The sequence below is a fragment of the Streptomyces sp. CNQ329 genome (assembly GCF_000482585.1).
In genome coordinates, this window is sequence record NZ_AXVU01000018.1 from 49970 (window position 1) to 64389 (window position 14420).

12 protein-coding genes are annotated in these 14420 nt (G+C 74.0%); 5 read left to right on the forward strand and 7 right to left on the reverse strand.

Going from position 1 to position 14420, the window contains the following annotated elements:
- Nucleotides 1-73 precede the first annotated feature (73 nt).
- Nucleotides 74-487 carry a coenzyme B12-dependent isobutyryl CoA mutase small subunit gene (icmB, locus tag I003_RS0114280; RefSeq protein WP_027772150.1) on the reverse strand — a complete coding sequence of 138 codons (414 nt, stop codon included), beginning with the start codon at nucleotides 485-487 and terminating at the stop codon, nucleotides 74-76.
- A gap of 289 nt (nucleotides 488-776) precedes the next feature.
- Here icmB and I003_RS0114285 point away from each other — a divergent pair, with 289 nt between their 5' ends.
- Nucleotides 777-2531, forward strand: a complete 1755-nt coding sequence (locus I003_RS0114285; protein ID WP_027772151.1) for a M23 family metallopeptidase — start codon at nucleotides 777-779, stop codon at nucleotides 2529-2531.
- 109 nt (nucleotides 2532-2640) lie between these two features.
- Here I003_RS0114285 and pcrA read toward each other — a convergent pair whose 3' ends face one another.
- Nucleotides 2641-5079, reverse strand: coding sequence for a DNA helicase PcrA (gene pcrA, locus I003_RS0114290; protein WP_027772152.1), 2439 nt, complete (start codon nucleotides 5077-5079; stop codon nucleotides 2641-2643).
- A gap of 173 nt (nucleotides 5080-5252) precedes the next feature.
- Here pcrA and I003_RS0114295 point away from each other — a divergent pair, with 173 nt between their 5' ends.
- Nucleotides 5253-6395 carry an NlpC/P60 family protein gene (locus tag I003_RS0114295; RefSeq protein ID WP_027772153.1) on the forward strand — a complete coding sequence of 381 codons (1143 nt, stop codon included), beginning with the start codon at nucleotides 5253-5255 and terminating at the stop codon, nucleotides 6393-6395.
- 37 nt (nucleotides 6396-6432) lie between these two features.
- Here I003_RS0114295 and I003_RS0114300 read toward each other — a convergent pair whose 3' ends face one another.
- Entirely contained in the window at nucleotides 6433-6786 is a 354-nt protein-coding gene (locus I003_RS0114300; RefSeq protein WP_027772154.1) for a hypothetical protein, read from the reverse strand.
- A 299-nt stretch (nucleotides 6787-7085) separates the two neighbouring features.
- On the opposite strand from I003_RS0114300, the gene I003_RS0114310 reads away from it, so the two are divergent.
- Nucleotides 7086-8135 (forward strand): C40 family peptidase, encoded by a 1050-nt coding sequence (locus I003_RS0114310; RefSeq protein ID WP_199784302.1) that lies wholly within the window; start codon nucleotides 7086-7088, stop codon nucleotides 8133-8135.
- 24 nt (nucleotides 8136-8159) lie between these two features.
- Here the strand turns inward: I003_RS0114310 and I003_RS0114315 are convergent, their stop codons facing one another.
- Both I003_RS0114315 and I003_RS0114320 read right to left on the reverse strand, forming a co-directional pair.
- Complete coding sequence (locus I003_RS0114315; RefSeq protein ID WP_027772156.1) at nucleotides 8160-8885, reverse strand: response regulator transcription factor; 726 nt, start codon at nucleotides 8883-8885, stop codon at nucleotides 8160-8162.
- Nucleotides 8886-8924: 39 nt separating this feature from the next.
- A complete protein-coding gene (locus I003_RS0114320) occupies nucleotides 8925-10226 on the reverse strand; it encodes an ATP-binding protein (RefSeq protein ID WP_027772157.1) in 1302 nt (433 codons plus the stop codon).
- A gap of 132 nt (nucleotides 10227-10358) precedes the next feature.
- Between I003_RS0114320 and I003_RS0114325 the strand changes: the two genes are divergently transcribed.
- Both I003_RS0114325 and I003_RS0114330 read left to right on the forward strand, forming a co-directional pair.
- Nucleotides 10359-11843 carry a PspC domain-containing protein gene (locus I003_RS0114325; RefSeq protein WP_078564019.1) on the forward strand — a complete coding sequence of 495 codons (1485 nt, stop codon included), beginning with the start codon at nucleotides 10359-10361 and terminating at the stop codon, nucleotides 11841-11843.
- The gene (locus I003_RS0114330) at nucleotides 11830-12243 is read left to right on the forward strand and encodes a hypothetical protein (RefSeq protein WP_027772159.1); all 414 of its coding nucleotides are present in this window, start codon (nucleotides 11830-11832) and stop codon (nucleotides 12241-12243) included. Before I003_RS0114325 ends, I003_RS0114330 begins: the two co-directional genes overlap by 14 nt.
- Nucleotides 12244-12253: 10 nt before the next feature.
- Here the strand turns inward: I003_RS0114330 and I003_RS0114335 are convergent, their stop codons facing one another.
- Nucleotides 12254-12802, reverse strand: coding sequence for a DoxX family protein (locus I003_RS0114335; protein ID WP_027772160.1), 549 nt, complete (start codon nucleotides 12800-12802; stop codon nucleotides 12254-12256).
- Nucleotides 12803-12927: 125 nt separating this feature from the next.
- Entirely contained in the window at nucleotides 12928-14265 is a 1338-nt protein-coding gene (locus tag I003_RS32245; protein WP_078564021.1) for a hypothetical protein, read from the reverse strand.
- Nucleotides 14266-14420: the final 155 nt, after the last annotated feature.

Sequence of the window (14420 nt, forward strand, 5' to 3'; positions counted from 1 at the left end):
GCGCACGAGGAGGTCGTGCGCCGTTCCCGGTGGCGTCACGCGCCACCGGGCGCCCGCCCTCAGGCGTACGGCCTCACGCGCCCGCCGGTTCGCGGACGTTCGTCCGCACCCACTCCACCACCTCGGTCGTCGTCGCGCCCGGTGTGAAGATCTCCGCGACGCCCTGTTCCTTCAACTGCGGGATGTCGTCCTCCGGGATGATGCCGCCGCCGAACAGCTTGATGTCCAGCGCGTCCCGCTCCCGCAGGAGCTCCACGACCTTCCCGAAGAGCGTCATGTGCGCGCCGGAGAGGATGGAGAGGCCGATCGCCTCGGCGTCCTCCTGGATCGCGGTGTCGACGATCTGCTCCGGTGTCTGGTGCAGGCCGGTGTAGATGACCTCCATGCCGGCGTCGCGCAGCGCCCGCGCGATGACCTTGGCCCCGCGGTCGTGGCCGTCGAGTCCCGGCTTGGCCACCACCACGCGGATCGGACCGGTGCCATTCATCGCTGCCTCCATCGCGCCGTGTCGCGCGTCCGTGAGTCCTTCGAGGGTGTGAACGAACGTTATCCCCAGCATCGCGCACCCCGGCCGACCGCAACATCCGGCGAGGGGGAAATCACACGGTCGGCTACCGGCAATTCGGACAGCCGTGGCCCCGGTCTTACCCTCGGGTACTCGAAAAATCGGGCAAGTGCCCCGAACGCGCCCCGGCGAAACCAAGGAAAGATTGTCGAGGCGTGGGACGCCCGGTACAGTCGCGGCAGTCTCCTGCTCCCGAGGCGAAAGAGAAGTGGTGAACGACCGTCCCCCGCCGGACTTCCCCACCCCGGCTCCTCCCGCTGACGACGCCTCCGCCTTCGGAAGCCTCGACGGCTACGGGTACGGCTACGACACCTCCGGCCACGGCGGCGGTTCCGGTGAAGAGCCTCTCCATCACGGCTATCAGAGCTACGAGCAGGGCTACGACGCATACGAGGCAAGCCCCACGGGCGCGTACGCCACGACCGGCTACGAAGCCGGCGGCTACCTGACTCCCGACCTCGCCCCCTCCTGGGACGCGGGCACGCAGTCCGCCGACTTCGGCACGTACAGCGCCAACGACCTGTACGGCACGGCCGACGCCCACGCCGCCGACGCGCACGCCTCCGGCGGGTACGACGTCTCGGCGCTCTGGTCCGAAGGCGCCGCGGACACCCCGGCCGGCGGCATCCCGCGGCAGGCGGGCCCGGCCGACGACTACGACTACGGCTACCCGTCGGCGAACCCTCCGGGCGCGCAGTGGAACACCACCGGCGAGTGGTCCGACTGGGACAACGCGCGGCCTGAGGCAGTGCAGCACGAGGCAGTGCAGTACGACGGCACGCAGCACTACGAGGCCGTGCAGCACGAGGTCCCGCAGCACGCCGGAGTGCAGTACGACTCGGCCACCGGCTGGGACACCGGCCACTACGACCCCGCGGCGTACGCCGAGGCGGCCACCGACGCCACCGGATACCCGGACGCCACGGCCTACGCCGAAGTCGCCGCGCACGACGAGTCGTTCACCGACGCCGCCGCCTTCACCTCCTCGTACGACGAGCACGCCGCCTACCCCGCCGCCACCGCGAACCCCGGGCACGGCGACCCCGAGGCGACCGCCGCCTGGGACTTCGCCGCCCCCGCCGAGCACGCGGGAATCGACGAACCCGGCGGCCCGGACGGAGCCGGGCACGCCGACAAGCCCGACACCCCCGGGAGTCCCGCGGCGCTCGGCGCCGAGGCCGCCCCCGGAGCGGCGCGCAGGCCGGCCGGCGTCCCCGTCGGGCGTGCCGTACGGGCCAACCGCCGCCGCTGTCCCAAGCGCTCCGCGCTCCTCACCGTGGCCGTGCCGTCCATCGCCGTCGTCGGCGTGGCCGGGGTCGCCGCCGCGAGCGTCACGGGCGCCTCCGGCGAGGACGACGGCAAGACGACGCAGGCGGCCCCGGACACGGGCTCCGCCACGGCCTCGAAGGCCAACGCCGCGCTCGACACGCAGCTTCGCGGCGTCACCGAGGACGCCGACGACTTCGCCAACCGCGCCAGCCGCACCCAGGAGCGCATCGACCTCAAGGAGAAACAGGAGGCCGAGCGGAAGCGGGAGGCGGAGGAGGCCGCGCGGAAGGAGGCGCTGCGCCCGAAGTTCGCGGTCCCGGTCGACAACCCGGGTCTCAGCGCGTACTACGGCCAGGCCGGCGTCAACTGGATGTCCGTGCACACCGGCATCGACTTCCCGGTCTCGTACGGCAGCGAGGTCAAGGCCGCCACCGACGGCACGGTCACCACCCGCTACGACTACTCGTACGGCAACATGCTCATCCTCACCGCCCCGGACGGCACCGAGACGTGGTACGCCCACCTCGACAGCTACGCCATCACCACCGGCCCGGTGCAGGCCGGGGACGTCGTCGCCTACTCGGGCAACTCCGGCAACTCCACCGGCCCTCACCTGCACTTCGAGGTGCACCCCTACGGGGGCGACGCCGTCGACCCGCTCGCGTGGCTCCAGGAGAAGGGCCTGGACCCGCAGTAGGACGCGCGGTGCACGCGGGCCGGCCCAGGCCCGCGGTCTGCTCAGCCCTCCGGTCGCCCGGCCCCCGTGGCCGCGGCGGGCGCCGCCGCCCGCCCCGTACCGGCCCGCCCTACAGCTTCTCCACCGGCGCGTACCGCAGCAGCAGCTTCTTCGCCCGGCCACCGTCGCCGAAGTCGATCGTCGCCTGCGCGTTCGCCCCCGACCCGGAGACCTCCACCACCGTCCCCATCCCGAACTGGTCGTGCGTCACCCGGTCCCCCACCGACAGCGCGATCACCGGCCGCTCCGTCGCCCGTCCCGTGGCGAACCCCGAAGGGCCCTGTCGCGTACGGGCCGAGGACGACGACGCCAGACCCGCCGCCGCGGACTCCATCGGCGACCGCCCCCCGCCGCCCCGGGTGGCCGAGGCGCCCGTGCGCCGCCACTCCAGATACGCCGGCGGGATCTCGTCCAGGAAGCGCGACGGCGGGTTGTACGACGGCTGGCCCCACGAACTGCGCATCACCGAGCGCGTCAGATAGAGCCGCTCCTGCGCGCGCGTGATGCCCACGTACGCCAGCCGGCGCTCCTCCTCCAGCTCCTTGACGTCGCCGAGGGCACGCATGTGCGGGAAGACGCCGTCCTCCATGCCGGTGAGGAATACCACCGGGAACTCCAGTCCCTTGGCGGTGTGCAGGGTCATCAGCGTGATGACGCCGGAGCCGTCCGTCTCCTCCTCCGGGATCTCGTCGCTGTCGGCGACCAGCGCGACGCGCTCCAGGAAGTCGGCCAGCGTCCCCGGACCCTCCTCGCCGCGCTCCTGCTCGAACTCCAGGGCCACGGCGGCCAGCTCCTGCAGGTTCTCGATGCGGGTCTCGTCCTGCGGGTCGGTCGACGCCTGCAACTCGGCGAGATAGCCGGTCCGCTCCAGCACCGCCTCCAGCACCGTGGCCGGTCCCGCGCCGGACTCCACGACCGTGCGCAGCTCCTCCATCAGCGTGTTGAAGCGCTTGACCGCGTTGAGCGAGCGGGACGCCATCCCGTACGCCTCGTCCACGCGCACCAGCGCCTGCGGGAAGGAGATCCGCTCGCGCTGCGACAGCGCCTCGATCATCGCCTCGGCGCGGTCGCCGATGCCGCGCTTGGGCACGTTCAGGATGCGGCGCAGCGGTACGGAGTCCTCGGGGTTGGCGAGCACCCGCAGGTACGCGAGGACGTCGCGGACCTCCCGGCGCTCGTAGAAGCGGACGCCGCCGACGACCTTGTACGGCAGGCCGACGCGGATGAAGACCTCCTCGAAGACACGGGACTGGGCGTTCGTCCGGTAGAAGACGGCGACGTCGCCGGCGCGGGCGTCGCCGGCGTCCGAGAGCCGGTCGATCTCGTCGGCGACGAACTGCGCCTCGTCGTGCTCGGTGTCGGCGACGTAGCCGACGATGCGGGCACCGGCCCCGGCCTCGGTCCACAGGTTCTTGGGGCGGCGGGAGGCGTTGCGCTCGATGACCGCGTTGGCGGCGTTCAGAATCGTCTGCGTGGAGCGGTAGTTCTGCTCCAGCAGGATCGTGCGCGCCTCGGGGTAGTCCTCCTCGAACTGCAGGATGTTACGGATGGTGGCGCCGCGGAAGGCGTAGATCGACTGGTCGGCGTCGCCGACGACGCACAGCTCCGCGGGGCCTTCCGGGCCCGCCGTACGCGCCGCGCCGCCGTCCTCCGCGCCCTCGCCCTCCGCCTCTCCGGAGCCGGCCGCGGCGGACTCGGCGGACGTACCGACCAGCTCGCGCACCAGCATGTACTGCGCGCGGTTCGTGTCCTGGTACTCGTCGACCAGCACGTGCCGGAACCGGCGCCGGTAGTGCTCGGCGACGTCGGGGAACGCCTGGAGCAGGTTCACCGTCGTCATGATCAGATCGTCGAAGTCCAGCGCGTTGGCCTCGCGCAGCCGCGCCTGGTACAGCCGGTACGCCTCGGCGAGCGTCTTCTCGTAGCCGTCGGCGGCCTGGGCCGCCCAGCTCTCCTCGTCGATCAGCTCGTTCTTCAGGCTGGAGACCTTGGCGCTGAGGGCCTTCGGCGGATAGCGCTTCGGGTCGAGGTCCAGATCCCGGCAGACCAGGCCCATCAGGCGGCGCGAGTCGGCGGCGTCGTAGATCGAGAACGAGGAGGTGAAGCCCAGCTTCTTCGACTCGCGGCGCAGGATGCGCACGCAGGCGCTGTGGAACGTGGAGACCCACATCGCGTTCGCACGCGCGCCGACCAGCTCCTCGACGCGCTCCTTCATCTCGCCCGCGGCCTTGTTCGTGAACGTGATGGCGAGGATCTGGCCGGGGTGGGCGTGCCGGGCGGCGAGCAGGTAGGCGATGCGGTGGGTGAGCACGCGGGTCTTGCCGGAGCCGGCGCCGGCGACGATCAGCAGGGGCGAGCCGGCGTGCTCCACGGCGGCCCGCTGCTGCTCGTTCAACCCGGTGAGCAGCGCTTCCGGGTCCGTGACGGGGCGGGGTGCGCCGTCGCGGTAGTACGGCTGGGGGGTGCTCGCGGCGAAGGCGAGCTGGCTGTCGTCGAAGAGGCTGCTCATCGTCCACAGAGTCTAGGGCGCCCCACCGACAACCCACGCGGGATGTCCGGATTGGCGGCTGCGACGGCTCGGATCACGAAATGGTTTCGGGCAAATCGAACATCAGACTTCACAGGGGTCCCACCGAGTGGCTACCGTGCTCGGCACTGCCCGGACGGAAGGAGTGGCCTGCCTTGGCTTCCCACCGAAAGCCGCGGACCCGGATCCTCGAGTCGCCGGCGGGCCGCCGTACCGCCGTCGGCGTCGGCTCCGCGGCGCTGGCCTCAGCGACGCTTCTCACCCAGGAAGCCGGCGCGGCCCCGGCCGAGCGGTCGATCGAGGAAGTGCAGAAGCAGGTCGACCACCTGTACCACGAGGCGGAGCGGGCCACCGAGCGCTACAACGGTGCCAAGGAGCGCACCGCGCAGCAGCGCACGCGTGTCGAGCAGAAGCTCGACGAGGTGGCCAAGGAGACCGCGCGGCTCAACGAGTCGCGGCGCGAGCTGGGCCGGCTCGCCGCCGCCCAGTACCGCACCGGCGGCATCACGCCCACCGCGACGTTCATGCTCGCGCCCGACCCGCAGACCTACTTCGACCAGGCGCACCTCATGGAGCGGCTGACGAACCGGGAGCAGGCCGCGGTCGAGCAGTTCCAGGTGCGCCAGGCCAAGGCCAACAAGAAGCGCGCGGAGGCGCAGGAGAGCCTGGGCAACCTCACCGAGTCGCAGGAGCAGCTCCGGGACTCCAAGAAGGAGGTCCAGAGCAAGCTGTCCGACGCGCGCAAGGTGCTGGACCGGCTCACCGAGGCGGAGAAGAAGCGCCTCGCCGAGCTGGAGCGCAAGCGCGAGGAGGAGGCCCGGCGCAAGGCCGAGGAGGCCGCGCGCAAGGCGGAGCAGGAGCGGCAGCGGCAGGCGGAGCAGGAACGCCGCGAGCAGGAGCAGCAGGAGAAGGAAGAGCAGGAGGAGCCGCCGCCCGCGGATCCGGGCGCCTCGGCGTCGGAGAAGGTGCTGGCGTTCGCCGAGGCCCAGTTGGGCAAGCCGTACGTGTGGGGGGCCACGGGCCCGGACTCGTACGACTGCTCCGGCCTGACCCAGGCCGCCTGGCGCGAGGCCGGTATCTCCCTGCCGCGTACGACCTACGACCAGGTCAACGCGGGCACCCAGGTGGCCAAGGCGGATCTGCAGCCCGGCGACCTGGTCTTCTTCTACGACGACGTCAGCCACGTCGGGATCTACGTGGGCAACGGGCAGATGATCCACGCGTCCAAGCCGGGCGACGACGTGAAGTACGAGTCGATCGACTACATGCCGTTCCACAGCGGCGTGCGCCCGGCCTGACGGCGGGGCGCACCGGGGGCCCGGGGGCCGCTCCGCCTCAGGTCCAGGTGGTGGCGATGACGACGTTGGTCATGGTCAGCAGTCCGATCGCGAGGAAGTAGCCCTTCGGGATGCGCTCTTCCGCCCGCTTGATGTAGACCATGACGAGGATCGCTATCAGGATCACGCCCTTGACGCCGATCTTCGTGTGGTTCACCTCCACGTCGTCGGCCTGGTTGAGGCCGACGAGGATGAGCCCGGTCACCAGCATGACCAGCGCGCCGTGCACCATGGCGGGCACGATGCGCACGTCGCCCGTCTTCAACGACTTCAACTGGGTGAGCCAGCCGCCCAGCAGCGAGGCGACACCGATGATGTGCGAGGCGACGAAGAGGTTGATGAGTACGTCCATGGGCGGGAGCGTAGCGGTCGGTAACAGGTCGCGCCCATGGGGGTGACCGCTTCCGGAACATTGGTCACGGACCCCAAACCACGGCGCAGTTAGGCGTGTTCGGGCGATCACAATCTGTCACCGCCGGGCAGGTCCGGTAAGTCTCTTTCATCCCCTCCTCCCACGCCGCGCCATCGGCCTAGCGTCTCGCTCAGGTGGTCGGCTTCTCGACGCCGCCCGTGTCACCGGCGCGGCAGCCGGCCACCCCCGCCGAGAACCGGCGGCGGTCCGCTCCCCCGTGCGGGCCGCCGCCGGACCGCATGAAAGGGGTGAACGCCCGCGTGGCGTCCCACAGGAGGGCCACGGCCCGTAACGCCGGAGTGATGGCGCTCGTCGCCACCGCCGCCGCCACCGCGCTGGGCGGCTTCGCCCAGGCCGACCCGCAGCCGACCCCGGCGGAAGTGAGGGAGAAGGTGGACCGGCTCCATCACGAGGCCGAGCAGGCCGTCGAGGAGTACAACGGCGTCGCGGAGAAGGCGGACCGCAGCGAACGCGCCCTGGACGACCTCCGCGACGAGGCCGCCCGCAAGACCGCGCGGCTCAACGACGCCCGCAACGCCCTCGGCTCCTTCGCCACCGCCCAGTACCGCAACGGCACCGCCGACCCCGCCGTGCAGCTCGCCCTCTCCGCCGACCCGGAGGACTACCTGCGCCGGGCCGCGCTGCTCGAACGGGTCGGAAACCGGCAGGCCGCCGCGCTCGCGGAGGCCGGGCGGCAGTTACGGGAGGTGAAGCAGGTGCGGGAGGAGGCGGGAGACCGGCTGGCGGAGCTGAAGGACGCGCGCGCGGAGCTGAAGCGGCGCAAGAGTGCGATCGAGGACAAGCTCACCGAGGCCCGCCGGCTCCTCGGCCCCCTCACCGCCGCACAGCGCGACGCCGTCCTCGGCGCCGACGGACACGGCGGCGCGGCGGGCGACCGGGCGGCGCGCGACGCCCCGCGCGGGCCGGTGCAGGCGCCCAACGCCCGCGCCGCTCGCGCCCTCTCGTACGCCCGGGGCGCGATCGGCAGCCCGTACGTCTGGGGCGCCACCGGCCCCGGCGCCTTCGACTGCTCGGGCCTCACGCAGGCGGCCTGGGGCGCCGCGGGCGTCTCCCTGCCCCGTACGACCTACACCCAGGCCGCGGCGGGCACCACTGTCCCGCGCTCCGCGCTGGCGCCCGGGGACCTGGTCTTCTACTACTCGGGCCTCACCCACGTCGGCATGTACGCCGGCGGCGGGCAGATCATCCACGCGCCCCGCCCGGGCGCGACGGTGCGCTACGCCCCGGTGGACTCGATGCCGTTCGTGACGGCGGTACGTCCCGCCTGAGCCGCACGCGCGGGGGGCGGTCCGTCAGACCAGCCTGCGGGCCGTCGCCCAGCGCGTCAGCTCGTGCCGGTTCGACAACTGCAGCTTGCGCAGCACCGCCGAGACATGCGATTCGACGGTCTTGACGGAGATGTAGAGCTGCTTCGCGACCTCCTTGTACGCGTACCCCCGCGCGATCAGCCGCAGCACCTCCCGCTCCCGCTGCGTCAGCCGGTCCAGGTCCTCGTCCACCGGCGGGGCGTCCGTCGACGCGAAGGCGTCGAGGACGAAGCCGGCGAGCCGCGGCGAGAAGACCGCGTCGCCCTCCGACACCCGGAAGATCGCGTCGACGAGGTCGGTCCCGGTGATGGTCTTGGTCACGTATCCGCGGGCGCCGCCGCGGATGACGCCGATGACGTCCTCCGCCGCGTCCGACACCGACAGCGCCAGGAAGCGCACCGGCGCCTCGCCGCTCGGCGATTCCCCCATCAGCCCCGAGCAGCGGCGCAGCACCTCGACGCCGCCGCCGCCCGGCAGGTGCACGTCGAGCAGCACGACCTCGGGACGGGTGGCCGTGATGACCGTCACGGCCTGCTCCACGTCCGCCGCCTCGCCGACGACCTCGACGCCGGTCTCGTCGGTCACCCCGATCTCCGCCTGCACCCCGGCCCGGAACATGCGGTGGTCGTCGACGAGGACGACCCGTACCCGACGGCCCTTCTCCGGGCCCGCGCCGCCCGCCGGGGTCCCGCCCGCTGCGTCGTGCGTCATCGTCCGCTCCTCACTGCGCCCGCCCTGTCCGCGTACGCCTCACTCGGCGCGCTCCATCTCCAGCTCCACCTCGGTGCCCCCGCCCGCCGGCGTGCGCAGCCGGGCGGTGCCGCCGTTGCGCTCCATCCTGCCGATGATGGACTCGCGTACGCCCATCCTGTCGGCCGGGACCGCCTCCGGGTCGAAGCCGGGACCGCGGTCCTTCACCGAGATGAAGACCTGCCGCCCCTCGACCTCCGCGAAAACCTGCACCGGCCCCGCCTCGCCACCGTACTTGGCCGCGTTGACCATCGCCTCACGCGCCGCCTGCAACTGCGCGCCCAGCTTGTCGTCCACCGGGCAGTCGCCGACGCACACCACCTCCACGGGCACCCCGTGATGGTCCTCCACCTCCGCGGCCGCCTTGCGCACCCCCTCGGCGAGCGTCCCGGGCCCGGCAGCCTCCTCCTCGTCCTTGCCGGTCCCCTGCGGCTTGTACAGCCAGGTGCGCAGCTCCCGCTCCTGCGCGCGGGCCAGCTTGCGCACCTCGCCGGCGTTGTCGGCGTTGCGCTGGATGAGCGTGAGGGTGTGCAGCACGGAGTCGTGGACGTGGGCGGCGACCTCGGCGCGCTCCTGCGCCCGGATGCGCATCAGCCGCTCCTCCGACAGGTCCTGCACCATCCGTACGAGCCAGGGCCCGGCCAGCAGCGCCACGCCCACCAGCACCGCCAGCGACGCCTGCAGGACGGCGCCGATGTGCCGCGTGGACCCCTGCATGACGAAGATCGCGCTGGCCCCCGCCCCCACCAGCAGCACCCCGGCGGCGCCGCGCAGGAGCGGCAGGAACTTCTTCCGCCGCGTGACCGCCGCCCACTTCGCCCGGCGGGCGTTGTCCGCCTGCCGCCACACCAGGGCCACGCCGGCACCGATGAGCAGCAGGGGCCACACGAAGGCGTTGGAACGGCCCAGGTCGAGGCTGCCGGCGAAGATACCGGCGCCGATGAGCAGGGCGAGGAGGGCGAGCAGTTGCCCCTTGTCGGGCTTGCGGAGCCGCCGGCGCCCGTCGGCGTCGACGTCCACGAGCGGCTTCTCCGCCCTGCCGCCCTGGCCGAGCGGGACGACGAACCAGAAGACCGCGTACAGCAGCACGCCCAGTCCGTTGGCCATGAGCAGGCCGAGGAAGACGATCCGCACCCACGACACCGGCAGGCCCAGATGCCCGGCGAGCCCGCGCGCGACGCCGCCGAGCCAGCGCCCGTCGGCGCTGCGGTACAGCCGCCGGACGGGCCGCTCGTACACGTCGTACGGTCCGCCGGGCGGGGTGGTGCCCTCGGAAGGGGGCGCGGCGGTGGCTGCGGTCATACCATGCATCGTCACACGGGTGGGGCGGCCCTGGCATCAGGGTTGGCCCCCCATCGGTCCCCGGAGGATTTCAGGGTCCGCTCGGGGTGGTCCCGCCTCCCGCCCCGCGGCGGCGTCCGCCACCATGGACCCATGACCGACACGAGCCCCGGCGCCGACCCGGGCATGGGCCCGGGTGCGCACGGCGCACCGGCGGGCGACCGCGCCGGTGCGGAGGCCCGTAGGCGTACGGCGCACGCCGGGGTGCGGGACGGCATACGGGACGGGGGCGGGGGCGGCGCCGCGGACCCGGCGCCGGACGGCGCGCACGGCCCGGCGCCCGCCAGGCCGCGGCTGCGGCGCAGCCGGCGCTACAAGGTCGTCGGCGGCGTCTGCGGCGGCCTCGGCCAGTACTTCGGCATGGACCCCGTCATCTTCCGCGTCGTCCTCGGTGTGCTCACCGCCACCGGCGGCCTCGGCCTCGTCGCGTACGGCTTCGCCTGGCTGCTCATGCCGCTGGACGGCGAGGACGACAGCGAGGGCCGCCGGCTGCTGTCCGGCCGCGTCGAGGGCTCGGCGCTGACGGCACTGCTCTTCGCCATCGTCGGCTGCGGCCTGTTCCTGTCCGTGCTGAACAGCACGGACACCCACTTCTTCGCCGCCCTGCTGCTCCTCTGCCTCGGCGGCGCCGCCTACTGGTCGCACCACCGCCGCGAGGCCGAGGAGCTGGCCGCCGACGGCGTCCCCGTGGACGACGCCACCGCCCACGCCGTGGCCGACGCCCCGCCGGAGACCGCGCCGCCGCCCGTGCCGTACTCCCCGTCCTGGTGGCGCGACCCGCTCACCAAGGAGGGCGACTTCCCGCCCTATCTGTGGGGCCCCGACGACGGCGACGGCGCGCAGGCCGCGGCCCCGGAAGGCCCGCCCGGTGCCGGCTTCCGGCCCCGGAAGGCGCCGCCGGGCGACGGCCGGGGCGAGCACGAGGCGGCCGGCATCGGCGGCTGGACGTTCCTCGCCGCCGCCGGGACCTGCGCCGTCGTCATCGGCGCCACCTGGGGCACGGAGCCGCTGGGCACCACCCTGGCGCTCGGCCTGGCCGGCGCGCTCGCCGTCTTCGGCGCGGGCTTCACGCTCAGCGCCTGGTTCGGCCGCACCGGCGGCGGCACCGCCTTCTGGGCGCTGCTCACGACCGGCCTGCTGGCCGTCGCCCTGTGGCTGCCCGACACCATCACGGCCGACTGGGGCGAGCGGACCTGGCGCCCGGCGGCCGCCGCGGACGTGCGCGACCGGTACGAGCTGGGCAGCGGCGAGGCCCGGCTCGACCTCACCGGGCTCGATCTCGACAGGGGTCAGCGGGTCGAGTCCGCGGCCCAGGTGGGCCTGGGCCGGCTGACGGTGCGCGTGCCCGACGACGTACGCGTGGAGCTCCGCTCCCAGGTCGACATCGGCGACATGCAGCTTCCGCCCTCCACGCGCAGCGACGACCCGGGCGACGGCGACATCGACGTCTCCCCGTGGCAGGAGCGGACCACGGTGCTGGAGCCCACGGCCGGCGGGTCCGGAGAGCCGCGGGGGACGCTGGTGCTGGACCTGACGGTTTCGATCGGCCAACTGGAGGTCGAGCGTGCGGCGTCATAGGTTCGAGCCCGCGAAGCTCGTCGCCGGCCTGGTGCTGCTCTGCGGCGCGGCCCTCGGCCTGCTCGACGCGGCCGGCACACTGCCGCAGCCGGACTGGGTGCCGCTGGCCGTGGTGGTGCCGGGGCTCGTGCTGGCCGCCCTGGTCGCCGCCGTCGGCTACGCCGCGCGCCGTGCCCGCCGGCGTGCGCGGGAGGCGCGCGCGGCGGCGCAGGCGTGGGACGCGGACCTGGGCGCGGACCTGGGCGGGCTGCCGATGGACGAGCTGCGCGGGACGTACGACGCACGCTTCGGGCCCCGGAGCGACGACGCTCCGGGGGCGGACGGCCCGTACGCGGAGGACCCGTACGCCGGCGGGTCGGGCGCCGGCGGGGCGGGCGGGGACGCGGACGGAGCCCGTTGACGGCCGGGGGCTAGGCGAAGAGTTGCCGCCCCCTGCGGCGCCGGCGCACCGAGAGCACCGAGTCCAGCGACCAGTAGGGCGCACCGGCCAGGATCAGGGGCGTCCACGCCATCATGTACGGCAGGTCCTGGCCGTAGTAGTACGGCTCCGCCGACCAGCTCATCGTGAACCACAGCGTCATCGAGAGCAGCGCCCCGCCGAGCGCGGCCAGCCGCGTCCACAGCCCGGCGAGGGTGCCGAGTCCCACCGCGATCTCGCCGAGCGAGATGGCGATCCCGAAGCCCGTCGGCGCCTGCTGCGCCAGGTCCACCAGGGCGGGGACGGCGACGTCGGGCAGGCTGTCCAGGGTGTCGTGCAGCGAGCCGGGGCCGCTGGAGTCGAGGAACGCGTCGTCCGTCAGCTTGTCGAGGCCGGCGTAGACGAAGGTGATGCCGAGGAAGATCCGCAGCGGCAGGAGCGCGAACCGGGCGGCGGCGGCCCGGAGGCCGCCGGGCGGATCTCCCTGGGGCACCCTCCCGAGAACGCCGGTGCCGGAGGCTTGGTCCTGTGCCTGTGCCATGTCGTGTCCGCCTCTCCTGCCGTCGACCGTGCCGGTGATCGCCCCGGCGCCGATCCTTCATGTGTGGGAGGGGATACGTAAAGCGGTTCGTGAACGCTCAACCTCATCGGGTCGTACGCGCCCGCTCAGTCGACGATGTCGAGCAGGTACGGGGCGGACTCCGCGCCCCCGGCGGTGACGACCCGCAACTCCGTGCGGCCCGGCTCCACGTCCACGGGCACCGGAACGGTCAGCCGGGTCGCGGCGGGGTTGGCGAAGCCGCCGGGCACGGGGACCAGGGGTACGTGTACGTGGACGGCGCCGATCCGCACGACCACGCGCGCGAGGAGCTCAGGCGACTCGGCGCCGGGCGGCACGAAGCCGGTGCCGCGCACCTCGATGTCGTCGCCGGTACGGATCGCGGTGTGCAGGTCGCCGGGCTCGCGGACCCGGACGACGGACAGCACGGCGGGGCGCCCGCCGTCGACGAGCCGCGCGGCCAGGTGCACGGCCGCGCTCACCGCGACCAGTCCGGCGATGCCCCAGGGCAGCCCCGGCAACTCTTCGGGCCGGCGGCCGAGCTGCACCAGGGCGAAGAGGAGGGCGGCGGCGGAGACGACGACGTACTGGACGTCGACGGCGGCGGCGCGGCCGGCGTCGTCGGTGAGCAGATCGGCGCCGCGCGGGCGGGGGGCGCGGGTTTTGGTCAGGCCGCCGCTGCGCAGCCGGTACGCCACGACGGCGCGGGCGCCGAGGGCGGCGGCCCACACGACGGCGACGGTGACGACGAGCCCGGCGGCACCGCCGGTGCCGGCGCCCGCGGCGGACCAGCCGAGTCCGTCCAGGAGCCGGTCGCGGGCGGCGGAGCCGTCGGCGAGGGCCAGCGCGAGGGCGAGGTGCAGCAGGGCGTAGCCGGCGAGCAGCGTCCAGGCGCCGGCCACCGCGCGGCCGGTCGACAGCCGGCCGTCCTCGCCGACGACGGGCGCGAGGAGCCCGCCGCGGGCGCGGCTCAGCCATGCGGCACCGGCCAGCAGGCCGGCGGTGAGCACGGCGGCGAGCACCGCCGCGGTACGGGCCCGGGTCCAGCCGGGTCCGAGGGCGGTGAGCCCGACGACGAGGAGGAGGGCGAGCAGGCCGGCGCCGATGACGTACAGGCTGCGCCGCCACAGCGCGGCCGGTCCCGTCGCACCCCCGGCGGCGCCGCGGGCGGCGAGGGTGTCCGCGGAGCGGGCCAGCTCGTCGGAGACCCACTGGCGGGAGGCGCCGGGCGAGTACGCGACGCCCGCGGGCACGCCCTCGCCGGCGGCGAAGCCGTCGCGGCGCCGGGCGAACTCGACGGCGGGGTCGGATGTTTCGGAGCCGGCCTCGGGGCGGTGGCCGCCGGACCCGGACGAGTCGCCGCCGGGGGCGGGGGCGCCGGAGGCGGAGGCGTCGGGGGCGGCAGCCGCGGGCGTCGCCGCCCCGGAGCCGGAGCCGGAGGTCACCGCAGCGGACCCTGCTGTTCCGCTGGCGGACGGGTGCGGGACGCGGGTGCCCGCCGCTGCCCCGGCGCTGTCTCCGGGCCGCGGGTCGCCGAGCGTGTCGCGCTCCGCGCCCGACCGCGTACCGCCGTGGTCCGCAGGACCGCCGGCGGCGTCCT

What these genes read in the sequence shown, in the direction of transcription:
- icmB (WP_027772150.1), bottom strand. Translation starts at nt 487, where the DNA reads ATGAATGGCACCGGTCCGATCCGCGTGGTGGTGGCCAAGCCGGGACTC.
- pcrA (WP_027772152.1), bottom strand. Translation starts at nt 5,079, where the DNA reads ATGAGCAGCCTCTTCGACGACAGCCAGCTCGCCTTCGCCGCGAGCACC.
- I003_RS0114300 (WP_027772154.1), bottom strand. Translation starts at nt 6,786, where the DNA reads ATGGACGTACTCATCAACCTCTTCGTCGCCTCGCACATCATCGGTGTC.
- I003_RS0114310 (WP_199784302.1), top strand. Translation starts at nt 7,086, where the DNA reads ATGAAAGGGGTGAACGCCCGCGTGGCGTCCCACAGGAGGGCCACGGCC.
- I003_RS0114315 (WP_027772156.1), bottom strand. Translation starts at nt 8,885, where the DNA reads ATGACGCACGACGCAGCGGGCGGGACCCCGGCGGGCGGCGCGGGCCCG.
- I003_RS0114320 (WP_027772157.1), bottom strand. Translation starts at nt 10,226, where the DNA reads ATGACCGCAGCCACCGCCGCGCCCCCTTCCGAGGGCACCACCCCGCCC.
- I003_RS0114325 (WP_078564019.1), top strand. Translation starts at nt 10,359, where the DNA reads ATGACCGACACGAGCCCCGGCGCCGACCCGGGCATGGGCCCGGGTGCG.
- I003_RS0114335 (WP_027772160.1), bottom strand. Translation starts at nt 12,802, where the DNA reads ATGGCACAGGCACAGGACCAAGCCTCCGGCACCGGCGTTCTCGGGAGG.